Origin of the sequence: Cupriavidus sp. AU9028 (assembly GCF_019795295.1) — a bacterium.
Lineage (GTDB): Bacteria > Pseudomonadota > Gammaproteobacteria > Burkholderiales > Burkholderiaceae > Cupriavidus.
Genome location: NZ_JAIMCG010000003.1, coordinates 63353 through 86501, shown reverse-complemented (window position 1 = coordinate 86501; position 23149 = coordinate 63353). Strand labels below are relative to the sequence as shown.

The 23149-nt window shown below is 65.4% G+C and carries 20 protein-coding genes and 2 tRNA genes; 17 read left to right on the top strand and 5 right to left on the bottom strand.

The genetic code is table 11. The features are described 5' to 3' along the window. The first annotated feature begins 6 nt into the window (after positions 1-6). The 10 genes from glmM to phoR all read left to right on the top strand — a co-directional run bounded on the left by glmM (position 7) and on the right by phoR (position 9265). Positions 7-1362: a phosphoglucosamine mutase gene (glmM, locus tag K6V06_RS04465; protein ID WP_222240396.1), complete on the top strand. Its 1356-nt coding sequence runs from the start codon at positions 7-9 to the stop codon at positions 1360-1362. A 184-nt stretch (positions 1363-1546) separates the two neighbouring features. Further along, positions 1547-1765, top strand: coding sequence for a hypothetical protein (locus K6V06_RS04460; RefSeq protein WP_222240395.1), 219 nt, complete (start codon positions 1547-1549; stop codon positions 1763-1765). A 43-nt stretch (positions 1766-1808) separates the two neighbouring features. Continuing rightward, positions 1809-2126 carry a hypothetical protein gene (locus K6V06_RS04455; RefSeq protein WP_222240394.1) on the top strand — a complete coding sequence of 106 codons (318 nt, stop codon included), beginning with the start codon at positions 1809-1811 and terminating at the stop codon, positions 2124-2126. Positions 2127-2338: 212 nt separating this feature from the next. Then, positions 2339-3370, top strand: coding sequence for a phosphate ABC transporter substrate-binding protein PstS (gene pstS, locus K6V06_RS04450; protein WP_222240393.1), 1032 nt, complete (start codon positions 2339-2341; stop codon positions 3368-3370). Positions 3371-3566: 196 nt separating this feature from the next. Then, a complete protein-coding gene (pstC, locus tag K6V06_RS04445) occupies positions 3567-4532 on the top strand; it encodes a phosphate ABC transporter permease PstC (protein WP_222240392.1) in 966 nt (321 codons plus the stop codon). Next, complete coding sequence (gene pstA / locus K6V06_RS04440) at positions 4529-5431, top strand: phosphate ABC transporter permease PstA (RefSeq protein ID WP_222240391.1); 903 nt, start codon at positions 4529-4531, stop codon at positions 5429-5431. Before pstC ends, pstA begins: the two co-directional genes overlap by 4 nt. A 60-nt stretch (positions 5432-5491) precedes the next feature. Beyond that, on the top strand, positions 5492-6280 hold the full coding sequence (pstB, locus tag K6V06_RS04435) for a phosphate ABC transporter ATP-binding protein PstB (protein ID WP_222240390.1): 789 nt from the start codon (positions 5492-5494) through the stop codon (positions 6278-6280). 99 nt (positions 6281-6379) lie between these two features. Further along, positions 6380-7084 (top strand): phosphate signaling complex protein PhoU, encoded by a 705-nt coding sequence (gene phoU / locus K6V06_RS04430; protein ID WP_222240389.1) that lies wholly within the window; start codon positions 6380-6382, stop codon positions 7082-7084. A 27-nt stretch (positions 7085-7111) separates the two neighbouring features. After that, positions 7112-7819 (top strand): phosphate regulon transcriptional regulator PhoB, encoded by a 708-nt coding sequence (gene phoB, locus K6V06_RS04425; protein ID WP_222240388.1) that lies wholly within the window; start codon positions 7112-7114, stop codon positions 7817-7819. A gap of 147 nt (positions 7820-7966) precedes the next feature. After that, positions 7967-9265, top strand: a complete 1299-nt coding sequence (gene phoR / locus K6V06_RS04420) for a phosphate regulon sensor histidine kinase PhoR (RefSeq protein ID WP_222240387.1) — start codon at positions 7967-7969, stop codon at positions 9263-9265. A 40-nt stretch (positions 9266-9305) separates the two neighbouring features. On the opposite strand, the gene ppk1 is transcribed toward phoR, so the two are convergent. Continuing rightward, positions 9306-11423 (bottom strand): polyphosphate kinase 1, encoded by a 2118-nt coding sequence (gene ppk1 / locus K6V06_RS04415; RefSeq protein ID WP_222240386.1) that lies wholly within the window; start codon positions 11421-11423, stop codon positions 9306-9308. A gap of 182 nt (positions 11424-11605) precedes the next feature. Between ppk1 and ppx the strand changes: the two genes are divergently transcribed. Further along, a complete protein-coding gene (gene ppx / locus K6V06_RS04410; RefSeq protein WP_222240385.1) occupies positions 11606-13138 on the top strand; it encodes an exopolyphosphatase in 1533 nt (510 codons plus the stop codon). 48 nt (positions 13139-13186) lie between these two features. Here ppx and K6V06_RS04405 read toward each other — a convergent pair whose 3' ends face one another. From K6V06_RS04405 to infA, 3 genes are all read right to left on the bottom strand, one after another. After that, positions 13187-14032: a GNAT family N-acetyltransferase gene (locus K6V06_RS04405; RefSeq protein WP_222240384.1), complete on the bottom strand. Its 846-nt coding sequence runs from the start codon at positions 14030-14032 to the stop codon at positions 13187-13189. A 140-nt stretch (positions 14033-14172) separates the two neighbouring features. Continuing rightward, positions 14173-14649, bottom strand: a complete 477-nt coding sequence (locus K6V06_RS04400) for a histidine phosphatase family protein (RefSeq protein ID WP_222240383.1) — start codon at positions 14647-14649, stop codon at positions 14173-14175. 304 nt (positions 14650-14953) lie between these two features. Beyond that, the gene (gene infA / locus K6V06_RS04395) at positions 14954-15175 is read right to left on the bottom strand and encodes a translation initiation factor IF-1 (protein ID WP_222240382.1); all 222 of its coding nucleotides are present in this window, start codon (positions 15173-15175) and stop codon (positions 14954-14956) included. A gap of 137 nt (positions 15176-15312) precedes the next feature. On the opposite strand from infA, the gene K6V06_RS04390 reads away from it, so the two are divergent. Together K6V06_RS04390 and K6V06_RS04385 are read left to right on the top strand one after the other, a co-directional pair. Beyond that, positions 15313-15389, top strand: a tRNA-Pro gene (locus K6V06_RS04390). A gap of 154 nt (positions 15390-15543) precedes the next feature. Further along, positions 15544-15620 (top strand) — tRNA-Arg (locus K6V06_RS04385). A 141-nt stretch (positions 15621-15761) separates the two neighbouring features. Here the strand turns inward: K6V06_RS04385 and fabI are convergent. Then, on the bottom strand, positions 15762-16550 hold the full coding sequence (fabI, locus tag K6V06_RS04380; protein WP_222240381.1) for an enoyl-ACP reductase FabI: 789 nt from the start codon (positions 16548-16550) through the stop codon (positions 15762-15764). Positions 16551-16797: 247 nt separating this feature from the next. Between fabI and K6V06_RS04375 the strand changes: the two genes are divergently transcribed. The 4 genes from K6V06_RS04375 (at position 16798) to K6V06_RS04360 (ending at position 22783) form a co-directional block, all read left to right on the top strand. After that, on the top strand, positions 16798-18723 hold the full coding sequence (locus K6V06_RS04375) for an extracellular solute-binding protein (RefSeq protein ID WP_222240380.1): 1926 nt from the start codon (positions 16798-16800) through the stop codon (positions 18721-18723). A gap of 117 nt (positions 18724-18840) precedes the next feature. Next, a complete protein-coding gene (locus K6V06_RS04370; RefSeq protein WP_222240379.1) occupies positions 18841-19890 on the top strand; it encodes a microcin C ABC transporter permease YejB in 1050 nt (349 codons plus the stop codon). Then, complete coding sequence (locus K6V06_RS04365) at positions 19887-21089, top strand: ABC transporter permease (protein WP_222240378.1); 1203 nt, start codon at positions 19887-19889, stop codon at positions 21087-21089. The genes K6V06_RS04370 and K6V06_RS04365 overlap by 4 nt, the downstream gene beginning before the upstream one ends. Further along, on the top strand, positions 21086-22783 hold the full coding sequence (locus K6V06_RS04360) for an ABC transporter ATP-binding protein (RefSeq protein WP_222240377.1): 1698 nt from the start codon (positions 21086-21088) through the stop codon (positions 22781-22783). Before K6V06_RS04365 ends, K6V06_RS04360 begins: the two co-directional genes overlap by 4 nt. Positions 22784-23149: the final 366 nt, after the last annotated feature.

The following is a 23149-nucleotide window of genomic DNA, read 5'->3' as shown; positions in this document are numbered from 1 at the left end:
TTGCGGATGACTCGGAAATACTTCGGCACCGACGGTGTGCGCGGCCGTGTGGGCGAGCCGCCGATCACGCCGGATCTCGTCATGCGGCTTGGTTATGCCGCCGGGCGGGTGCTGGCGCTGGGCCGGCAGCCGGCGCAGGGCCGGCCCACGGTGCTGATCGGCAAGGACACGCGGATCTCGGGCTATATGCTCGAGGCGGCGCTCGAAGCCGGCTTTACCTCGGCGGGCGTCAATGTCCTGCTGACCGGGCCGTTGCCCACGCCCGGCGTCGCCTATCTGACCCGCGCGCTGCGGCTTGCCGCCGGGGTCGTCATCTCCGCCAGCCACAACCCGTACTACGACAACGGTATCAAGTTCTTCTCCTCGTCCGGCGACAAGCTGCCCGACGACGTCGAGATGGCGATCGAAGCGGAGCTCGAACAGCCGATGGTCTGCGTGCGCTCGGACGACCTGGGCCGTGCCCGGCGTATCGACGACGCGGCAGGACGCTATATCGAATTCTGCAAGAGCACCTTCCCCTACGACCGCGATCTGCATCGGCTCAAGGTGGTGGTCGATTGCGCCCATGGCGCGGCCTACCATATCGCCCCTCATGTATTTCACGAGCTGGGCGCGGACGTCATCTCGATCGGCAACCAGCCCGACGGGCGCAATATCAACGCCGGTTATGGCGCGACCGCGCCCGAGAAGCTTATCGAGGCGGTGCGGACCAACCAGGCGGACCTGGGCCTGGCCTTCGACGGCGATGCCGACCGCCTGCAGGTGGTCGACGCCCAGGGGCGGCTGTACAACGGCGATGAACTGCTCTATGTGATCGCGCGAGACCGGATGGACAGCGGTCATGCCGTGCCCGGCGTGGTCGGCACGCTGATGACCAACATGGCCGTGGAACTGGCGTTCCAGCGCATGGGCGTGGAATTCGTACGTGCCAAGGTGGGCGACCGCTATGTGCTGGAGGAACTGGCCCGCCGCCGCTGGACGCTGGGCGGGGAAGGGTCCGGCCATCTGCTCTGCCTGGACCGACATACCACCGGCGACGGCATCGTGTCGGCGCTACAGGTGCTCGCCGCGCTGCGACGCAGCGGCAAGTCCCTGGCCGAACTGGTGGAGGGCGTCACGCTGTTCCCGCAGACCCTGATCAATGTCCGCGTGGAGAAGGGCTTCGACTGGCAGCAGCATGCCGGCCTGAAGGCCGCCCGGGCCGAGGTCGAGCCGATGCTCGATGGCAAGGGACGCGTGCTGATCCGGGCTTCCGGCACCGAGCCGGTGGTGCGGGTGATGGTCGAGGCCGAGCAGGTCGAGACGGCGGAAATGGCGGCGCGCAAGCTCGCCGATGCGCTGGGGGACAGCGCCGCAGCCTGATGCTTGGTCCTCAAGTTTGACCAGAGGCGCTTTTGGTTGTCGCTCGTCATCGTGGGCCGGCTCAAGCTTTTAACTTGCAGCACCGAAACTTCGGTATTCGGCGCTCGTCCCGATGGGAACGCGTTCGATCTGGATAAACTCTGCCGCCAAGGTTGTCGCAGCGGTGCACACGACTAGGAGCGATATGAACAATCTCGTCCACATCCTGACTGGTTTGGGTGATGTGCTGGGCGCGTTCGGAACGGTCCGACGCTACGACGTCCCGAAGCGGGGAGACACCGTTCGCGACGCGAAGAACATCTATCAGGACGCCTGCACGGTGCAGGCGCGGCTAGACAAGAACACCACGAAGGCGCTGCAGCAAAATGGGTCGATCAAGGAGCGCTCAGGTCAGACACGGTAACAACCATATCGCTGTACAGGAGCAGGAGACCGACTCCCCTCTTTTGCCGATCGCTCACCTCGAGGCATTGCACCGGATCGCGCCGGAGCGGGTGGACTGGGTCTTCGAGCAGACTCAGACGGAAGGCGAGTTTCGACGGGCGGAAACCAGGCGCGTCAACACGCTCGTCTTTGCCGAGCGCTTGTTGTCGATGTTCTCGGGGCTGGCGATCGGCCTGGCGGCGCTGGGCATTGCCGGATACCTGGCGCTTCACGGATCCCAATGGGTGGCCGGTGTCATCGGAGGAACGACCGTGGTCGGCCTCGTGACGGTCTTCGTGGTAGGAAACCGCGCGCGAAACACGGCGGCAGATCCACCCTAGCTGCGGCGCCATGGAACGCGAGTCACGCAAAAACGGCCCCCCGGGGCCGTTTTTGTTTCGGGGACGCTTCTCCCGTGCCTTCCAAGCCACAAGACCATGCCTAAATCCGATCTTCGGGAAGTTTTTGCGATGTCATGGTTCTGTCACAGAGGACGAATACAGTTCGGCATGTCAACAAACTGACATTCCCAACCATGTTCTCTGGAGGACATATGAAGCTGGTCAAGACTGCCGTCGCGGGCATCGTGTCGCTGGTAGTAGCAGGTACCGCATTCGCGGCAGAAATTACCGGTGCAGGCGCCTCTTTCCCCGCGCCCGTCTATTCCAAGTGGGCCGACGCATACCAAAAAGCCACGGGTAACAAGGTCAACTATCAATCCATCGGTTCGTCGGGCGGTCTGAAGCAGATCAACGCCAAGACGGTCGATTTCGGTGCCTCGGACGCGCCGCTGAAGGACGAAGACCTGAACAAGCAGGGTCTGGTCCAGTTCCCGACCGTGATCGGCGGCGTGGTGCCGGTCGTCAATCTGCAGGGCGTCAAGCCGGGCGAGCTGATGATCACCGGCGAAGTGCTGGCCAACATCTACCTGGGCAAGATCAAGAAGTGGGATGACGCCGCGATCAAGGCGCTGAACCCGGGTGTCAAGCTGCCGAGCCAGGACATCCTGCCGGTGCGCCGCGCCGACGGTTCGGGCACCACCTTCATCTTCACCAACTACCTGTCCAAGGTTAGCGCCGACTGGAAGAGCACGGTGGGCGAGGGCACGACCGTGAACTGGCCGGGCGGCGGCACGGGCGGCAAGGGCAACGAGGGCGTGGCCGCCTTCGTGCAGCGTCTGAACGGCGCGATCGGCTATGTCGAGTACGCCTACGCCAAGCAGAACAAGATGACGCACCTGAAGATGAAGAACGTCGACGGTGCCGTGGTCCAGCCGGACGAGAAGGCCTTCAAGGCGGCAGCTGCCGGTGCGGACTGGTCCAAGTCGTACTACCAGATCCTGACCAACCAGCCGGGCAAGGACGCATGGCCGATCGCCGGCGCGACCTTCATCCTGGTCCACAAGAACCAGGAGAAGCCGGAGCAGGGTGCCGAAGTGCTGAAGTTCTTCGACTGGGCGTACAAGAACGGCGGCAACATGGCTTCGGACCTGGACTATGTGCCGATGCCGGAAGCCGTCGTCAAGCAGATCCAGACGACCTGGAAGAACAGCGTGAAGGATGCATCGGGCAAGGGCCTGTACTGATCCGCACCACGCTGACATGCCGGCGGGGGCAGGGGTGAACCCCCTGTCCGCATGACCGGCAACCCCGGCCCGTCCGGCCTGCCCGAAGTTTGGGCGGTCGCGCGGGCCGGACCTGTAGAAGGTGACGAAAAGATGACTAAATAGTCACTTATCGCGCCCACTTGGCGGCTGCCGCCGCTGACCCAATACCTGATCCATGGCCACTACGCCCGATCTCTCCAATGTGCGCGCACCGAGCCGTACCGGCGACATCCTGTTCGGCGGCCTGACGTGCGGTGCTGCCGTCGTGACCCTGTTGCTGCTGGGCGGCATCATCGTGTCGCTGGCCATCAGCGCCTGGCCCTCGATCGAGGCTTTTGGCCTCAAGTTCCTGTGGACCTCGGAGTGGGATCCCCCGGCCGACGTCTATGGCGCGCTGGTGCCGATCTACGGCACCATCGTGTCCTCGCTGATCGCCTTGATTATTGCGGTGCCGGTCAGCTTCGGCATCGCGCTGTTCCTGACCGAATTGTCCCCGGCGTGGCTGCGCCGGCCGCTGGGCACCGCGATCGAACTGCTGGCGGCGGTGCCGTCGATCGTCTACGGCATGTGGGGTCTGCTGGTCTTCGCGCCGCTGTTCGCCGAGTACTTCCAGAAGCCGCTGAACAATACCCTGGGCCAGCTGCCGGTGATCGGGCCGCTGTTCCAGGGGCCGCCGCTGGGCATCGGCCTGCTGTGTGCCGGCGTGATCCTGGCGATCATGATCATCCCCTACATCGCCTCGGTGATGCGCGACGTGTTCGAAGTCACGCCGGTGCTGCTCAAGGAGTCCGCGTACGGCGTGGGCTGCACCACCTGGGAGGTGATGTGGAACGTGGTGCTGCCCTACACGCGCGCTGGCGTGATCGGCGGCATCATGCTCGGCCTGGGCCGCGCGCTGGGCGAGACCATGGCGGTGACCTTCGTCATCGGCAATACGAACCTGCTCGACAGCGTCTCGCTGTTCGCGCCGGGCAACAGCATCACTTCCGCGCTGGCCAACGAGTTTGCCGAAGCCGGCCCGGGACTGCATACCGCCGCGCTGATGGAACTGGGCCTGATCCTGTTCTTCATCACCTTCGTGGTGCTGGCCCTGTCGAAACTGCTGCTGCTGCGCCTGTCCCGCAACGAGGGGGCCAAATGAATACGACCAGCCAAACCATGCACGGCTCGATGCCGTCGGTCGCCGCCAATTCGGACGAGGTTCGCACCCGACTGCAATCGCGCCGCCGCCGCGTCAACTTCTATGCGCTGACCGCATCGCTGCTGGCGATGAGCTTCGGTCTGTTCTGGCTCGCGTGGATCCTCTGGACCACCATCTCGCTGGGGATCGGCGGGCTGTCGTGGGACCTGTTCACGCAAATGACGCCGGCGCCGAACACGGCCGGCGGCGGCCTGGCCAACGCCATCTTCGGCAGCTTCGTGATGGTCGGCATGGCGACCCTGATCGGCACGCCGCTGGGCATCCTGGCCGGCATCTACCTGGCTGAATATGGCCAGAAGTCGTACCTGGCCAGCCTGATCCGCTTCATCAACGACATCCTGCTGTCGGCGCCGTCGATCGTGATCGGCCTGTTCGTCTACGCGCTGGTGGTTGCCCGCATGGGCCACTTCTCGGCATGGGCGGGCATCTGCGCGCTGGCGCTGCTGCAGGTGCCGATCGTGGTGCGCACGACCGAGAACATGCTGAACCTGGTTCCGAATGCGCTGCGCGAAGCGGCCTTCGCCCTTGGCACGCCGAAGTGGAAGATGGTGCTGTCGATCACGGTGAAGGCCTCGTACGCGGGCATCATCACCGGCGTGCTGCTGGCTGTCGCCCGCATCGCCGGCGAGACCGCGCCGCTGCTGTTCACCGCGCTGTCGAACCAGTTCTGGAGTACCGACCTGTCGAAGCCGATGGCCAACCTGCCGGTGACCATCTTCCGCTTCGCGATGAGCCCGTTCACCGAATGGCAGGAGCTGGCGTGGGCCGGCGTGTTCCTGATAACCATCGGCGTGCTGGCCCTGAACATCCTGGCGCGCGTGCTGTTCAAGAAGTCCTGAGCCTGACCTCCGGACCGGCTGCATCGCAACGAACCGACGAAATTCCCAGCGAGACTGAGCATGACTTCGACTGTCATCGACATTCCCGAGAACGTGCGCGCCAAGATCGACGTGCGCAACCTGAACTTCTATTACAACCAGTTTCACGCGCTGAAGAACATCAACCTGTCGATCCCCGACCGCAAGGTCACGGCCTTCATCGGCCCGTCGGGCTGCGGCAAGTCGACCCTGCTGCGTACCTTCAACAAGATGTACGCGCTGTATCCCGAGCAGCGGGCCGAGGGCGAGATCAACATGGATGGCGAGAACCTGCTGACCACGCGCCGCGACATCGCGCTGCTGCGCGCCAAGGTCGGCATGGTGTTCCAGAAGCCGACGCCGTTCCCGATGTCGATCTACGACAACATCGCCTTCGGCGTGCGCCTGTTCGAGAAGCTGTCGCGCTCGGAGATGGACGACCGTGTCGAGTGGGCACTGAGCAAGGCGGCACTGTGGAACGAGGCCAAGGACAAGCTGCACCAGTCCGGCTACAGCCTGTCCGGCGGCCAGCAGCAGCGTCTTTGCATCGCGCGCGGCATCGCCATCCGTCCCGAAGTGCTGCTGCTGGACGAGCCGTGCTCTGCGCTGGACCCGATCTCCACGGGCCGCATCGAAGAGCTGATCGCGGAGCTGAAGGACGAGTACACGGTCGTGATCGTGACTCATAATATGCAGCAGGCAGCGCGCTGCTCCGACTACACGGCGTACATGTACCTGGGCGAGCTGATCGAATTCGGCGAGACGGAGAAGATCTTCATCAAGCCGCACCGGAAGGAAACCGAGGACTACATCACGGGCCGCTTCGGCTGATTGCCGGACACCCCGTACACCCCGTACACCCCGTACACCAAACCAAACCACCGGGCAAGCCGGCTGATGCAGGCCCGAAGCCGTGGCCAGGAGAAAACGATGTCCGACAAGCACCTGTCGACGCAATTCGACGCCGATCTGAACGCCGTGAACACCAAGCTGCTGCAGATGGGCGGCCTGGTCGAGGCGCAGATCGCCACCGCCATGAAGGCGCTTGCCGAGTTCGATACCAACCTGATCGACCAGGTGATCGAGCGCGAGCTGCAGATCAATGCGCTGGAAGTGGAAATCGACGCCGACTGCAACAACATCATCGCGCGCCGGCAACCGACCGCCCGCGACTTGCGCCTGGTGATGGCGATCTCCAAGACCATCACCAATCTGGAGCGCGCCGGCGATGAAGCGGAGAAGATCGCCCGCCGTACCCGCCATATCATGGAAGAAACCGGCGCCGGCGGCATCAACTATGCCGAGGTCAAGCTGGCGGGCGAACTGGCGGTGGCGCTGCTGCGCCAGTCGCTGGATGCGTTCGCGCGCCTGGATACGGCCGCCGCGGCACGCATCGTCAAGGACGATCAGGCCATCGACGACGAGTTCCGTGCCTTCGTGCGCAAGCTGATCACCTACATGATGGAAGACCCGCGCACCATCTCGGTGGCGCTGGACTTCCTCTTCATCGCCAAGGCGGTGGAGCGGATCGGCGACCATGCCAAGAATATCGCCGAGTTCATCATCTATATCGTCAAGGGCACCGATGTCCGCCATACCTCGCGCGAGGCCATGGAGAAGGAAGCCCTGAGCTGAACCTGCCATCAGCGGAGAATCTCACACATGCCTAGCAGTATTCTGGTCGTCGAGGACGAGCCGGCCATCGCCGAGCTGATCGCGGTCAACTTGCAGCACGCGGGTCACTATCCGATCCGTGCCTACAATGCCGAGCAGGCGCTGTCGCTGATGAGCGATGTGCTGCCCGACCTGGTGCTGCTGGACTGGATGCTTCCCGGCAAGTCGGGCGCCGTGTTCGCCAAGGAACTGCGCAACAACGAGCGGACCAAGCAGATCCCCATCATCATGCTGACCGCGCGCAGCGAGGAACAGGACAAGGTGATGGGCCTGGAAGCGGGCGCCGACGACTACGTCACCAAGCCGTTCTCGCCGAAGGAGCTGCTGGCGCGCATCAAGGCGGTGCTGCGCCGCCGTGCGCCGCAGCTGACTGACGATGTGGTGTCGATCAACGGCCTGAAGCTGGACCCGGCGACCCATCGCGTCACCGGAGAGAACGAGTCCGGTCCCATCCGGCTCGATCTCGGGCCGACCGAATTCCGTCTGCTGCATTTCCTGATGACCCATCCGGAGCGCGTACACAGCCGCTCGCAGCTGCTGGACCAGGTGTGGGGCGACCACGTCTTTGTCGAGGAGCGCACGGTGGACGTTCATATCAAGCGCCTGCGCGCCGCGCTCGCCCCGGGCGGATTCAGCGCGATGATCGAGACGGTGCGTGGAAGCGGCTACCGGCTCGCGCGCACGCCCGGACTCTGACAGCAACGGGCCGGCAATCTCGGCGCCCGGATTCCGCTGCCCCCGTGGCGCCCCCGGGCTCGCCTCGCCGGTTTCGTGGCACACTGCGCCCCATCCGGCGCGGGCCGGCCGCGACGGCGGAGCGCCCGGCCCCTCGAAGCTGCAACCATGAACGTCATCTGGGCCCGCTCGCTGGCCGTCCTGATCCTCATCGCGATCGGGACGCTGGCCATGTATCTGACCGTCAGTCCCCAGGCCGCCCTCGGGCTCGCCTGCGGCGTGCTGATGGCGCTGCTGCTGTACTACCTGTACCAGATCAACCGGCTGTGGAAGGTGCTGGACGCCCCCGCGTATGGCGACATCCCGAGCGCGCTCGGGCTATGGGGCGAGGTGTATTACCGCCTGCACCGGCTGGTCAAGCGCTGGCGCATGCAGGTGCTGCAGGTCGAGCAGCAGCACACCCGCTTCATCCAGGCCATCCAGGCGTCGCCCAACGGCGTGCTGATGCTCGACGACGCCGACCAGATCGAATGGTGCAACGAGGTTGCCGAACTGCATTTTGGCCTCAATGCGCGGCGCGATGTCCGCCAGCGCATCACGCACCTGATCCGGCGCCCGGAGTTCGTCCAGTACCTGATGCTGCAACGCTACGACGAACCGCTGCAAATGCGCGACATGGGCGAGCACAAGCAGAACGTGATCGCGGTGCAGGTGCTTCCCTACGGCGACAACCGCAAGCTCGTGCTGACCCAGGACATCACCAAGCTCGAGAACACCGAGGCGATGCGGCGCGACTTCGTCGCCAACGTGTCGCACGAGCTGAAGACGCCGCTGACGGTGCTGACCGGCTTCCTGGAAACCATGCGCGACCTCCCGGTATCTCCGGAGGACCAGCGCCGCTACGTCGACATGATGCTGACGCAGTCCATGCGGATGCAGCATATCGTCGAGGACCTGCTGGCGCTGGCCAAGCTGGAGAGCGACATGCAGCCGCCCAGCCAGGATCGGATCGACATCGCCGCGGTGGTGCAGCATCTGGTGCATGACGCCGAGGCACTGTCGCAGGGCAGGCATGCCATCGATACCGAGATCGATCCGACGGTCGGCATCCGGGGCACGCATAGCGAACTGATGTCGGCATTCGGCAATCTGGTCACCAACGCCATCCGCTATACGCCGGCCGGCGGCCGCATCTGCATCTGCCTGGACTGGCAGCACGGGCACGCGGTATTCGCCGTCAAGGACACCGGGCTTGGCATCGATGCCGAGCATATTCCGCGGCTGACGGAGCGCTTCTACCGCGTCGACCGCAGCCGCTCGCGCGATACAGGTGGCACCGGCCTTGGCCTGGCCATCGTCAAGCACGTGTTGTCGCGCCACCATGCCGAGCTGCGCATCAGCAGCGAAGTGGGCAAGGGCAGCGTGTTCCGCGTGGTGTTTCCGACGGACCGAAGCGTCCGCCAGTGAAAAGGAACCGGCAGGGCCGCCGAGGGGCGGCGTCGCCGCGTCAGGTAAACATCGCCAGCAGTTCGATCTGGCTGACGCGGCGGTCCTTGTCGCCATTGGCCTGCTGCAGGTAGGTGCCATCCGGCTGCATCACCCACGCCGACGCGTTGTCGTCCAGATGCACCAGCAGGCTTTCCCGGATCACCCGGGCCTTCAGCGTCTTGTCCAGGATGGGGAAGGCGACCTCGACGCGGCGGAACAGGTTGCGGTCCATCCAGTCGGCGCTGGACAGGTACAGCAGTTCGCTGCCGCCGGCAAGGAAGTAGTTGACCCGGTGATGCTCGAGGAAGCGGCCCACGATCGATCGCACCGTGATGTTCTCCGACATTCCGGGCACGCCTGGACGCAGCGCGCAGACGCCGCGCACGATCAGGTCGATCTTCACCCCGGCGCGCGAGGCGTTGTACAGCTCGTCGATCACCGAGGGTTCGAGCAGCGCGTTCATCTTGGCGATGATCCGTGCCGGCTTGCCCGCGCGCGCGTTGCGCGCCTCCGCGCGGATGTTCTCGACCAGGTTGCTCTGCATCGTGAACGGCGACTGCCACAGATGGTGCAGCTTGATCGAGCCCGCGGTACCGGTCAGCAGCTGGAAGACGTGATGCACGTCCTCGCAGACTTCCTCGTTGGCGGTCAACAGGCCGAAGTCGGTATAAAGCCGTGCGGTGCGCGGATGGTAGTTGCCCGTGCCCAGATGAACGTAGCGGCGCAGTCGCGTCTGGCGGTTCTTCGGCGCCGCGGATTCGCGCCGCACGATCAGCAGCATCTTGGCGTGGCACTTGTGACCGACCACCCCGTACACCACGTGGGCGCCGGCCGATTCCAGCCGCTCGGCCCAGTTGATATTGGTTTCCTCGTCGAAGCGCGCCAGCAGCTCGACCACCACCGTGACGTCCTTGCCATTGCGCACCGCCGTCATCAGCGCATCCATCACCGCCGAGTCGTTGCCGGTGCGGTAGACGGTCTGCTTGATAGCCACCACGTCCGGATCGTTGGCCGCCAGCTGCAGCAGGTCCAGCACCGAATTGAAGCTCTCGTAAGGGTGGTGCAGCAGCACGTCGCGCTGGCGAATCACGTCGAACATCGGCTGGCCGCCGGCGAACGCCTTGACCGCCATCGGCACGTGCGGCGGGTACTTCAATGCAGGCCGATCGACCATGTCCGGGATCGGCATCAGCCGCACCAGGTTGACCGGCCCGCTGACGCGGTAGAGGTCCTGCTCCCCCAGGCCGATTTCGTTGAGCAGGCGGCGCGTCAGGGCGGGCGGCGTCTCCGCCGATACCTCCAGCCGCACGGCATCGCCGTAGTGCCGCGAGGGCAGTTCGCCCTGCAGCGCCTCGCGCAGGTCCGTGATGTCGTCCTCGGAGACGAACAGATCCGAATTGCGCGTGACACGGAACTGGTAGCAACCGTCGACCGTGATCGCCGGGAACAGCTCGTGCACGAAGCTCTGCATGAAGGAGGACAGCAGCACGAAGCCGTAGGGGTAGCCGGACAGCTCCTCCGGCATCTGCACCACCCGCGGCAGGGCCCGCGGCGCCTGCACGATGGCCAGCTCGGCCTCGCGCCCGAAGGCGTCCTTGCCGGACAGTTCGACCACGAAGTTCAGGCTCTTGTTGAGCACGCGCGGGAAGGGATGCGCGGGGTCGAGCGCGATCGGCGTCAGCACCGGTCCGAGTTCGCGCACGAAAAACTCGCGTGCCCATTTGCGCTGCGCTTCGTTCCAGGAACCGGTCAGGTGGAAAAACACACCCTCGCGTTCGAGCAGCGGCAGGATAACGTCCTGGAGCATGGCATACTGCGCTGCAACGAGCCGCTGCGTGCGCTGCGTCGCCAGCTGGTAGGCCTGCTGCACCGACAGCCCGTCCTGCGTCAGTCCGGACGGGTTGTCGCGCATCTGCTCCTTCAGGCCCGCCATCCGGATCTCGAAGAACTCGTCGAGGTTGCTCGATACGATGCAGACGAAACGCAGCCGCTCGAGCAGGGGGACGGACGGATCGGCCGCCTGTGCCAGGACACGGGAGTTGAATTCCAGCATGCCAAGTTCGCGGTTGAGCAGCGTACCGGACGGCGTGGTCGTCATGGGCATGACCTTCGAATGGCGATGCTTGGACTTTTGCATGGAACCGTGTCAGCGTGATGACATTCTGAATTCTGTCACGACACCGACATGCACAGGACATATTCTCGATGTCCCCATGCCGGCGCAGCCGGGCTTCGCCTGCCGCTCCGACCGCCCGCGCAACCGCACCGGAGCGGCCGTCGGGCATCCCGGATGACGGGGCGACCAATACGAAACCATCAATGAACGATACTCCACGCCTGCTAGCCGCCGTCGACATGGGATCGAACAGTTTCCGGCTGATGATCGGCCGCGTCGATGTCGTGCAGACCGCCAGCGGCCCGGCCAGCCAGATCTTCCAGGTCGATGCGATGCGCGAGCCGGTGCGGCTGGCCGCTGGCCTGACCGCCGACAAATACCTGGACCAGCCCGCGCGCAGCCGAGGGGTGGAGGCGCTGCGGCGTTTTGGCGACCGGCTGCGCGAATTCTCTCCGGCGCATGTCCGCGCGGTGGCCACCAATACCCTGCGCGTGGCCCGCAACGCCAGCGAATTCCTGATCGAGGCGGAGAACGCGCTGGGCTTCCCCATCGAGATCATCGCCGGCCGCGAGGAAGCCCGCCTGATCTACCTGGGCGCCTCGCACGACGCGCCCGCCTGCACCGGCAACCGGCTGGTGGTCGATATCGGCGGCGGCTCGACGGAATTCATCATCGGCAGCGGCTATGACGCCAGGCTGATGGAGAGCCTGTATATCGGCTGCGTGTCGCATAGCCGCCAGTTCTTCCCGAGCGGCAATGTCGACGACTATTCGATGAAGCAGGCCGAGCTGGCGGCGCGTCGCGAGATCCAGGTGCTGGTGCGGGACTATCGCGCCGCCGGCTGGCAGCAGGCGGTCGGTTCCTCCGGCACCGCGCGGGCGCTGGCCGAGCTGATCGAGCTGAACGGCATGAACGACAACCCGCATGAGCATGGCATCACGCGCGAGGGTCTGGAGCGGCTCAAGCGGGCGCTGATCAAGGCGGAGAACACCAACCGCGTACGGCTGATCGGCCTGAAGCCGGACCGCATTCCGGTGCTGCCCGGCGGACTGTCGATCATGCTCGGCGTGTTCGCCGAACTGGATATCGAACGGATGGATGTCACCGAGGGGGCGCTGCGGCTGGGCGTGCTCTACGACCTGCTGGGGCGCAGCCACCATGAGGACATGCGTACCGTGACGGTGGACCAGTTCGTGCGGCGCTACGGCGTGGACCGGGCGCAGGCGGCACGCGTACGCCAGGCCGCGCAGCGCCTGCTCGCGCAGTTTCCGGAGCCGGCCAACGAGCGGCGCGACGAGAACCTCGCCCTGCTCGGCTGGGCGGCCAGTCTGCACGAGATCGGCATGTCGATCGCCCACAGCGGCTATCACAAGCACTCGGCCTACATCGCCACCCATGCCGACATGCCGGGCTTTTCCAGGACCGACCAGACGCGGCTCGCCACGCTGGTGCTCGGCCATGCTGGCAAGCTCGGCAAGCTGTCCGGGCGGGGACGTTTCCTCGACTGGCGCATGCTGTTCTGCCTGCGCCTGGCCTTCGTGCTGTGCCGGCGCCGGGCGGATGTCGAGCTGCCCGAGATCCGTGTCAGTCAGCGCGCCGAAGCGCTGGAAGAGGGATTCGAGGTGCGGCTGCCGCGCGCGTGGATCGATGCCAACCCGCTGATCGAGTACAGCCTGGCCAAGGAAGCCGACGAGTGGGAGCGCATCGGCATGCGGTACAAGGTGGTGTACGACTAGGTGCTTGCCATCGGCCGTCGTGGCCGATGGCAGCAAGCGCACAGGCAGTCAGGCGGTCGCCGCAGGCAGGCCGAGGAAGTGGCGCGCATAGCGAGGGTTCATCTCGTTCACGCGCAGCAGGGTCAGAAAGTCCGCCACGTTGAAGTCCGGGTCCCAGGCCGGCAGCCCGCAGATCCGGGCGCCAAGGCGCAGATATCCCTTGATCAGGGCGGGGGGGTCCACCTCCAGCGACTGGTTCAGCTCGTCCACCGGCAGCGGCAGTCGCGGGAACGCGTGATATTCGATCGGCGCCAGATGCCGTTGCTGGAACAGCCGGCTCAGGCTCGCCGCATAGTGCCCGCCATCGTGGATCGGCACGCTGGCGCAGCCGAGCATCGACTCGATGCCCCAGCGCTGCATGTACTCGCCAAGGCCCGCCCACAGCGCCATGATGACGCTGCCGCTGCGGTAGTCGCGGTGCACGCAGGAGCGTCCCAGTTCGACCATCTTCGGTTTCAGGTGCGCCAGACGCACCAGATCGAATTCCGATTCCGAGTAGAGGCAGCCGATGCGCTTGGCCTGGTGAGGCGGCAGCACGCGGTAGGTGCCGACCACCTTCAGCGTGGCCTGGTCGCGCACGATCAGGTGATCGCAGTAGGGGTCGAACATGTCGACGTCCAGCTCGGCCGCCGGCGACGACAGGCGCGCGCCCATCTCTTCGGCAAAGACCTTGTAGCGCAGCCGCTGTGCTTCGACTACTTCGTCCTGGTGACGCGCCCACGCCACGCTGAGAGCAGGTGCCGCATCCGTTGACGCAGATGAGGGCCGTAGAAGACGCCTCCGGGCCGTCTGGCCGGCCAGGCCATTGGGCAGGGATTCGAAGAGCGGTTGGGTAGGCGTCGGAAGGTCTCGCATCAGATGTCCTGTGGGTGACGACACTGTTGCGAAACAATGTAGGGAAGGGCGGTGACAGCGCCGTGAAGCGCCGATGACCGTTACGTGACGCGCCGGCATTCGCGCTGGCGCGACGATGCTGCCGGCCCGCGGCGCTCCCCTCAGAGCCAGTCGGGGTCGATGACCGCCCGCAGCTGCGCGCCGGTAGGCCGCTCGCTTTCCCCGTTGCCGAACCACCACACGCAGCCCTTGTGAACGCTCCAGGGCTGTTCCTGGCCGGCAAGGATGCGGCTGGCCGTTGCACCCAGCCACGGCTGGTGACCGACGACCACCACCGTGCCGCGTGCCTTCGGCCACCCTGCAACGCGCAGGACGGTTGCGGCATCCGCCTCGGGCGAGAGCGCGTCGAGAACCTCGGTGGGAAAGCCCAGGGCCGCTGCGGTCTGGCGGCATCGTTGGGCCGGGCTGCACAGCACGCGCGCGTCGGCGGGCAGGCGGTTTTTCAACCACTTCGCACTCAATTCCGCCTGCCGAAGGCCGCGGCGTGTCAATGCGCGTTGCAGGTCGGCCGTGCGGCCGAAGCTGCGCGTTTCGGGAAGCGCCTCGGCGTCGGCGTGGCGCCAGAGAATCAGATTCATCGCTACCTGGGACAGGGGCGCCATGCGGCGCGCAAGTTATCGCAGCGACACATGCCGCCGCGCGCAGTATGCGTGAACGATATGACAGGCGCAACGCCGCAGCGGTTTCCCGGATTGTCCGGACGAGTCGGGGCTCGCCGCATTCGCTCGGTCAAGCGGCGGCACATCCTGAAGCAGGATGGAAAGGCAGGCGGCGGGAAAAGAGGGGAGGGGCACGGCGGGGCATGAGAATCCCCAGGTCTGCGTGCCCGCAGACGTCAGCGCTCGGGCCGGTATGGCGCCCGCTGTGCGCGTACTGCTTCCGTCAGCTCTTGTGACGGAAGTTGATCCGACCCTTGGTCAGGTTGTAGGGCGACATTTCCAGCGTGACGCGGTCGCCAGCCAGAATACGAATGCGGTGCTTCTGCATCTTGCCCGATGCATAGGCCCAGATCTCGACGCCGTTTTCCAGCAGTACACGATAGCGGTTGTCCGGCAGTGCTTCCGACACTACGCCGCCAAACTCGATCAGTTCTTCCTTAGCCAATGTTCCTTCCTTTGTGATAGCCCTGACGGCTGCAAAGTTTGTTGCTCTGCGATTGTAGCACGTCCGCAGTGCACCATTTCATGCCGATCACGACAACGTTTGACCCGGGAAGCGGCCCCGGCTACAATGGCCGGCTTCGGGGCGTAGCGCAGCCTGGTAGCGCATCTGATTTGGGATCAGAGGGTCGCATGTTCGAATCATGTCGCCCCGACCAGCTTTCCGCAGTATACGTTTGACGAAAAAACGGTCCTGGCGTTTCCGCCCGGACCGTTTTTTCGTTTGGGGGTTTCCGTTGCAAGGGTTTGTCTTGCGGAAAACAAGCCGGTGCAGCGGAACGCAGCGGCAAGTGGAGTAAAATACCGCCCTTCGCGTCCTTAGCTCAGTTGGATAGAGCACTCGCCTTCTAAGCGAGCGGTCAGAGGTTCGAATCCTCTAGGACGCGCCAGCCTATACCCATCCTTGCACCAATGCCGGCATCGACCGGCCCTTCCCAGGTGCACGCACATGCCCGCCAGAACGAGAAAAGCCGGCCTTCGGGGCCGGCTTTCCTGTCGTCGGAGCAGGGCAGGGAATGCCCGCTCCGTGCTTATTCCCCTTCGGGCAGGCTCGCGCCGACGATATTGAAGCCGCCATCGACATAGGTGATCTCGCCGGTCACGCCGCTGGCCAGGTCGGACAGCAGGAACGCGGCGACGTTGCCGACTTCCTCGATGGTGACGTTGCGGCGCAGCGGGGCGGCGTCCTCGAAGTGGCCAAGCAGCTTGCCGAAGCCCTTGATGCCCGAGGCGGCCAGCGTCTTGATGGGGCCGGCCGAGATGCCGTTGGCACGGATGCCGCGCGGGCCGACCGACGCGGCGAGGTAGCGCACGCTCGCTTCGAGCGAGGCCTTGGCCAGGCCCATGGTGTTGTAGTTGGGAACCACGCGTTCGGCGCCCAGGTAGGTCAGCGTCAGCAGCGAGGCCTTGTCGGACAGCAGCGGCAGCGCGGCCTTGGCCAGCGCCGGGAAGCTGTAGGCCGAGATGTCGTGTGCGACGCGGAAGCCTTCGCGCGACAGGCCGTCGAGGAAGTCGCCGGCAATCGCTTCACGCGGCGCAAAGCCGATCGAATGCACCAGGCCGTCGAGCTTGTCCCAGCGCTGTCCCAGCGCGGCGAACGTCGCTTCGATCTGTTCGTCGCTCGACACGTCGCACTCGAACACCAGGTCGCTGCCGAATTCCCTGGCAAAGTCCTCGATCCGGTCCTTGAAGCGTTCGCCGACATAGGTGAAGGCCAGTTCCGCGCCTTCGCGCTTGCATGCCGAGGCAATGCCGTAGGCGATCGAACGGTTCGAGAGCAAGCCTGTGATCAGGATCCGCTTGCCTGCCAGAAATCCCATAAGTTCTCCAATGGTAGTCTTGTGAGTGCGCGGGCACATATCGTGCTCGGCAGACGCCACCGCCGACCCCGCTGACCATGACCGCTTTGCACGGCGATCGGCAGCGGCGCAAGGCGCAGCGCCAGGTTGTACTGGAATGTCCCGATGGCTGTAGCCATGCGGGGCGAAGGTAAAATTGTCGCACAAGTTGGCCGCGGGTCTGCCCGCGGCCGCTGTCGTTCGACGTCACGGGGAGGGCATCAGCCGGATGCAAATGCACGCACTAGGGCCGGGTTCGGCATGGCATCGCTTCACTATAGGCGCGATGCTGCTTCGGTGCGGAGTAGCGATCATCCTGCTCGCAGCCTTGATGTCCCGGCCAGTACAGGCCGCGCATGGTTTCGCGCTGCATGGCGATCTGAAATACCCGCCGGATTTCACCCACTTCGACTACGTCAACCCGGACGCGCCGCGTGGTGGCACGCTGACGCTGGCCAATCCGGACCGGCGCACCAGCTTCGACAAGTTCAATCCCTTCACGCTGAAGGGCATTCCCGCACCCGCGCTGACCGCGCTGATGTTCGAGTCGCTGCTGCTGTCCAGTGCCGACGAGACCGCCAGCGCCTATGGGCTGCTCGCCGAGGACGTGGTGGTCGCACCGGACGGGCTGTCGGTGACCTTCCGCATCCGGCCGCAGGCACGCTTCCAGAACGGCGACCCCGTGCTCGCCAGCGACGTCAAGTACTCCTACGACATGCTGATGAGCAAGGCCGCCAATCCCGGCTACCGCAGCATGTGCGTCGACGTGAAATCGGTGACGGTGGTCGACGATCGTACCGTCCGCTTCGACTTCAAGCAGCGCAACAATGAACTGCCGCTGATCGTCGGTTCGCTGCCGGTGTTCTCGCGCAAATGGACGGCCTCGGTGCCGTTCGAGAAGCTGACCTTCGAGCCGCCGATCGCCAGCGGCCCCTATCGGATCGAGCGCTACGATGCAGGTCGCGGCATCACCTACATGCGCGATCCCCGCTACTGGGGCAACGACCTCGCAGTGCGGCGCGGCACCTTCAACTTCGAGCGCGTGGTCTACCGCCTGTACAAGGACGAGACCGCGCGGCTGGAAGCGTTCAAGGCGGGCGAGTTCGACGCGATCGTCGAATACAAGGCGAAGAGCTGGGCCAAGAGCTATGTCGGCGACCGCTTCGAGGAGGAGGAGCTGCTGCGCACGGAGTTCCCGCACCGCAATGGCGCCGGCATGCAGGGTTTCGTGATGAACATGCGCAAGCCGCTGTTCGTCGACGTGCGGGTGCGCCAGGCCATGCTGCTGGCGCTCGATTTCGAATGGCTCAATCGCCAGCTGTTCTACGGGGCCTATCGGCGTCTGGACAGCTGGTTCTCAAACAGCGAGCTGGCCGCCAGTTCCACCTTCGACGGGCGGCCCGGACCAGGGGAGCTGAAGCTTCTGGAGCCCTTGCGCAGCCAGCTTGACCCAGCGGTGTTCGGACCGGCGGTCGTGATGCCCTCCACCGACCCGCCGCGCTCGCTGCGCGACAACCTGCGCCAGGCCCGCGAGCTGCTGGCAAAGGCCGGGTGGACCTACCGCGACGGGGCGCTGCGCAATGCAAAGGGCGAGCCCTTCGAGTTCGAGTTCCTCGACGATGGCGGTGCCATGAGCCGGGTCATCACCACCTATGTGCGCAACCTGGAGAAGCTCGGCATCGTGGCGCACCAGCGCACCATGGACTACGCGCTGTACCAGAAGCGGCTGGAGGACTTCGACTTCGACATGGTGTCGATCCGCTTCTCGGACTCGCAGAGCCCGGGCAACGAGTTGCGCGACCGCTTCCACAGCGAGGCGGCGACCACGCCGGGTTCGGACAACCTGTTCGGGCTGAAGTCGCCGGTGGTGGACAAGCTGGTGGACCACGTATTGCGCGCGGGCACACGCAAGGAGCTGGTGGACGCCGGGCGCGCGCTCGACCGCGTGTTGATGCACGGCTACTACGTCATTCCGAACTGGTACAGCGCCTATCACCGGGTCGCGTATCGCAGCGAGCTGCGCTACCCGGAGCGGTTGCCCGCGTTCTACACCGCGGAAGGCTGGGTTCTCGGCATGTGGTGGCACGGCGGTGCGCAGCGCCCGGCGCCGGCCGGATCCGCCCGGGCCGCGCAAGCCGGCCGCGGCGGCGGCTGACGGCCACCGCCGGCCGCGCTGCCGAAGACCGGGAACGCCGCAGCCGCATGGCAGGCGTGACGGCCGGACCGGCGCAACCGCGCGACCGGCGCAACAGATCAAGTTACAGGAAGCGGCATGCTCGCCTATCTGCTCAAACGCATATTGCTGATGATCCCGACCCTGCTCGGCGTCATCACGCTGACCTTCGTCGTGATCCAGTTCGTTCCCGGCGGTCCGGTCGAGCAGCTGATGATGGAACTCAAGGGCCGCGGCGGCGCCGGGGAGGCCAGCGGCGGCGGCGCGGAGTATCGCGGCCGCCGGGGTGTCGACCCCGAACGCATCAAGGAGATCCAGGCGCTCTACGGCTTCGACAAGCCGCCGCTCGAGCGCTACTGGCTGATGCTCAAGCGTTTCGCCCAGTTCGACCTGGGCCAGAGCTATTTCCAGCATCGCAGCGTCTGGGAGCTGGTCAAATCGAAGCTGCCGGTTTCGGTGAGCCTGGGGCTGTGGACCTTCTTCCTGACCTACCTGATATCGGTGCCGCTCGGCATCTCCAAGGCGATCCGGGCGGGCAGCCGCTTCGACATGGTGACCAGCCTGATCGTGCTGATCGGCTATGCGATCCCGGGCTTCGTGCTTGGCGTGCTGCTGCTGGTGCTGTTTGGCGGCGGCACCTTCGTGCAGTGGTTCCCGCTGCGCGGCCTGACCTCGGACGACTGGGAGCAGCTGTCGCTGATGGGCAAGGTGATGGACTACCTGTGGCACCTGGTGCTGCCGATCACCGCCTCGGTGGTGGGCAGCTTTGCCGTCGTCACGATGCTGACCAAGAACGCCTTTCTGGAAGAGATCCGCAAGCAGTACGTACTGACGGCGCGCTCCAAGGGGTTGTCGGAGCGGCGCGTGCTGTGGAAGCACGTGTTCCGCAACGCCCTGATTCCGCTGGTGACCGGTTTCCCTGCGGCCTTCATCGGCGCGTTCTTCACCGGCTCGCTGCTGATCGAGACGTTGTTCTCGCTGGACGGACTCGGCCTGCTGTCGTATGAGGCGGTGCTGCGCCGCGACTACCCGGTGGTGCTGGGCACGCTCTACCTGTTTACGCTGATCGGCCTGGTGACCAGGCTGATCTCCGACGTCTGCTACGTGCTGGTCGATCCGCGCATTCACTTCGAGGGCATGACGCGATGAGTCGCCTTACCAGCCGCTTCTCCCGCGGCGCGTCCGCAAGCCCGCTTCCGCTGTTGCAATCGGCGTCGCCGCGCCAGCGCGCCTGGCAGCGCTTTCGCCGCAACCGCCTCGGCTACTGGAGCCTGATCCTTTTTGTCGTGCTGTTCGTGCTCAGCATGATGGCCGAGGTGCTGTCCAGCGACCGGCCGCTGCTGGTGCGCTATCAGGGCGAGTATTACTTCCCCATCGTCAAGACCTATCCCGAGACCACCTTCGGCGGCGACTTTCCGACCCGCACGGACTACCTCGATCCGTACATCCAGGAGCGGCTGACGCGCGACGGCAACTTCGCCATCTATCCGCCCAACCGCTATTCCTACGAGGCGTTGAACTACTTTGCTTCGGCGCCGAATCCCGCGCCGCCGTCGTCCGAGAACTGGCTGGGCACGGACGACCGCGGCCGCGACGTGCTGGCCCGGCTGCTGTACGGCTTTCGCGTGTCGGTGCTGGCGGCGCTGGCGCTGACCGTGATCGGCGTGCTGGTCGGCACGCTGACCGGAGCGCTGATGGGGTTCTTCGGCGGGCGCTTCGACCTGGTATCGCAGCGGGCGATCGAGATCTGGAGCTCGATGCCGGAGCTGTACCTGCTGATCATCTTCTCGTCGATCTTCGAACCCAGCCTGTCGCTGCTGATCATCCTGCTGGGCCTGTTTGGCTGGATGGGGCTGTCGGATTACGTGCGCGGCGAGTTCTACCGCAACCGCACGCTCGACTATGTCAAGGCGGCGCGCGCCCTCGGCTTGTCCAATGCACAGATCATGTGGCGCCATATCCTGCCCAACAGCCTGACCCCGGTGATTACGTTCCTGCCGTTCCGCATGAGCGCGGCGATTCTCGCGCTGGCGAGCCTGGACTTCCTTGGCCTGGGCGTTCCGCCGACGATGCCGAGCCTGGGTGAGCTGCTGGCGCAGGGCAAGGCCAATCTTGACGCCTGGTGGATCTCGTTGTTTACCTTCGCGGTGCTGGTTACCACGCTGCTGTTGCTGACCTTCATGGGCGATGCGTTGCGCGATGCCTTCGATACGCGGTTGGGCCTTGCCGCACTGCGCGGCCGGGTCGAACCCCGCGTGCCGGACGTGCCGGGCGACCGGCCGGAGGGCATGCCGGACGGCGTGCCCACTGGCGCGCAGCCCGGCGCCCGGGTAGGGGCGCAGCCATGAGGAACGCGACTTCCCTGGTGGCCGAGGGCCACAGCGCCAGCGGCGCCAACGGCAATACGAGTGGCGGGTCGCCGTCGGGGCCGCTGCTTGAGGTCGATCGGCTGTCGGTGTGGTTCGGCGAGGGAGCGAACGCGACGCGCGCCGTGTCGGAGGTCAGCTTCGAGCTGCGCGCCGGCGAACGCTTTGCGCTGGTCGGCGAGTCGGGCTCGGGCAAGACGGTGACGGCGCTCTCGATGCTGCGCCTGGTCGCCGAAGCCCGCTATCGCGGGGCCATCCGCTTCGAGGGCAAGGACCTGCTGCAGGCCGCCGATCGCGACATCCGCGCCGTTCGCGGCGGCGAGATCGCGATGATCTTCCAGGAGCCGATGACCGCGCTCAATCCGCTCTACAGCATCGGCAACCAGATCGTCGAGACGCTGGAGCTGCACGAGGGCCTGGACAAGCGCGCGGCGCGCGAACGCGCCATCGCACTGCTCGAACGTACCGGCATCGCGGACGCGGCAAATCGCTTCCACAGCTTTCCGCACCAGCTCTCGGGCGGACAGCGGCAGCGCGCGATGATCGCGATGGCGCTCGCATGCCGGCCCAAGCTGCTGCTGGCCGACGAGCCGACCACCGCGCTCGATGTCACCATCCGCGCCCAGATCCTGGAGCTGCTGGCCGACCTGCAGGCCGAGTTCGGCATGGCGGTGATGCTGATCACGCACGACCTGAACATGGTGCGTGCCTTCGCGCACCGGGTCGGCGTGATGGAAAAGGGCCGGCTCGTCGAGATCGGCGAGACCGCGCAGGTGTTTGCCGCTCCCTCGCATCCCTACACGCAGCGGCTGATCGACAGCCGCCCCCGCCGCGAGGTGGTGCCGGTCGTGCCGCTCGCGCCGGTGCTGCTGGAGGCCAAGGCACTGGACGTCAACTACTCGCGCAAGCGACGGGGCTTTGCCGGCTGGTTCGGCCATGACACCATCCTCGCCGTGCAAGGCGTCGATTTCGTGCTGCGTGAAGGGGAGACGCTGGGCATCGTCGGCGAATCGGGTTCGGGCAAGACCACGCTTGCGCATGCGGTGCTGGCCTTGCAGCGCAAGAGCGGCGGCGACATCCGTTTCCTTGGCCGCAGCTTCGATGAGGCGGGCCGGGTCGAGCGGCGCCGGATGCGGTCGCGGCTGCAGGTGGTCTTCCAGGACCCGTACGGATCGTTGTCGCCGCGCATGACGATCGAGCAGATCGTCGGCGAAGGGCTGGCGCTGCATCAGCCGGAACTGTCGGCGCAGGCGCGGCGCGAGCGCATCGTCGAGGCGCTGCGCGAGGTGGGCATGGACCGCACCGCGCTGGGGCGGTATCCGCACGAGTTCTCCGGCGGTCAGCGCCAGCGCATCGCCATCGCGCGGGTGTTGATCCTCAAGCCGCAGGTGGTGGTGCTGGACGAGCCGACCTCCGCGCTCGACGTGTCCATCCAGCAGCAGGTGCTGGCGCTGCTGGCGCATCTGCAGCGCAAGTACAACCTGAGCTACCTCTTCATCAGCCATGACCTCGCCGTGATCCGCGCGATGGCGCACCGGGTCATGGTGATGATGGGCGGGCAGGTGATCGAGGCCGGCGACACGCGGCAGGTGCTCGAAGCGCCGCAGCATCCGTATACCCGCAAGCTGATGGCGGCGGCGGAAATCGGCGAAGAGCCGCGTGAAGCAGCGGAGTAGGGCGCGCGCGCGAGGGCCCGCAAGCCCTCCGCGCCCCGGGAATTTCGAGTAACCCGTCCGCCACACAGCAAGCCGTCAAACCGCAGAATTACGATGCGAATCCCCCTCTATTCCCTTGATTCGGCGGGAATTTCGGCCGATTTTGTAACGAACTTTGACTTGTAGGACGCATCCCTATACCATCCCGCGAGAACGTGTAGTGCGGGAGGTCACATAGCCGCATAGCACAGGGTAGTGCACATGGGGACACCGGCGCGCCGGTCAACCCGGTGGCGGATTCCCTTCCAGGTTTTTTTCCCGTTTCAATGCAGTACCACCTTGCGCCCTCGACAAGGGAGCCGGGTCGTGCTGTGTGCAATGAATGCG

Excerpts from the sequence above, each read along its gene's own strand:
- glmM (WP_222240396.1), top strand. The coding sequence starts at position 7 with ATGACTCGGAAATACTTCGGCACCGACGGTGTGCGCGGCCGTGTGGGC.
- K6V06_RS04460 (WP_222240395.1), top strand. The coding sequence starts at position 1,547 with ATGAACAATCTCGTCCACATCCTGACTGGTTTGGGTGATGTGCTGGGC.
- pstS (WP_222240393.1), top strand. The coding sequence starts at position 2,339 with ATGAAGCTGGTCAAGACTGCCGTCGCGGGCATCGTGTCGCTGGTAGTA.
- pstC (WP_222240392.1), top strand. The coding sequence starts at position 3,567 with ATGGCCACTACGCCCGATCTCTCCAATGTGCGCGCACCGAGCCGTACC.
- pstA (WP_222240391.1), top strand. The coding sequence starts at position 4,529 with ATGAATACGACCAGCCAAACCATGCACGGCTCGATGCCGTCGGTCGCC.
- pstB (WP_222240390.1), top strand. The coding sequence starts at position 5,492 with ATGACTTCGACTGTCATCGACATTCCCGAGAACGTGCGCGCCAAGATC.
- phoU (WP_222240389.1), top strand. The coding sequence starts at position 6,380 with ATGTCCGACAAGCACCTGTCGACGCAATTCGACGCCGATCTGAACGCC.
- phoB (WP_222240388.1), top strand. The coding sequence starts at position 7,112 with ATGCCTAGCAGTATTCTGGTCGTCGAGGACGAGCCGGCCATCGCCGAG.
- phoR (WP_222240387.1), top strand. The coding sequence starts at position 7,967 with ATGAACGTCATCTGGGCCCGCTCGCTGGCCGTCCTGATCCTCATCGCG.
- ppk1 (WP_222240386.1), bottom strand. The coding sequence starts at position 11,423 with ATGCAAAAGTCCAAGCATCGCCATTCGAAGGTCATGCCCATGACGACC.
- ppx (WP_222240385.1), top strand. The coding sequence starts at position 11,606 with ATGAACGATACTCCACGCCTGCTAGCCGCCGTCGACATGGGATCGAAC.
- K6V06_RS04405 (WP_222240384.1), bottom strand. The coding sequence starts at position 14,032 with ATGCGAGACCTTCCGACGCCTACCCAACCGCTCTTCGAATCCCTGCCC.
- K6V06_RS04400 (WP_222240383.1), bottom strand. The coding sequence starts at position 14,649 with ATGAATCTGATTCTCTGGCGCCACGCCGACGCCGAGGCGCTTCCCGAA.
- fabI (WP_222240381.1), bottom strand. The coding sequence starts at position 16,550 with ATGGGATTTCTGGCAGGCAAGCGGATCCTGATCACAGGCTTGCTCTCG.
- K6V06_RS04375 (WP_222240380.1), top strand. The coding sequence starts at position 16,798 with ATGCAAATGCACGCACTAGGGCCGGGTTCGGCATGGCATCGCTTCACT.
- K6V06_RS04370 (WP_222240379.1), top strand. The coding sequence starts at position 18,841 with ATGCTCGCCTATCTGCTCAAACGCATATTGCTGATGATCCCGACCCTG.
- K6V06_RS04365 (WP_222240378.1), top strand. The coding sequence starts at position 19,887 with ATGAGTCGCCTTACCAGCCGCTTCTCCCGCGGCGCGTCCGCAAGCCCG.
- K6V06_RS04360 (WP_222240377.1), top strand. The coding sequence starts at position 21,086 with ATGAGGAACGCGACTTCCCTGGTGGCCGAGGGCCACAGCGCCAGCGGC.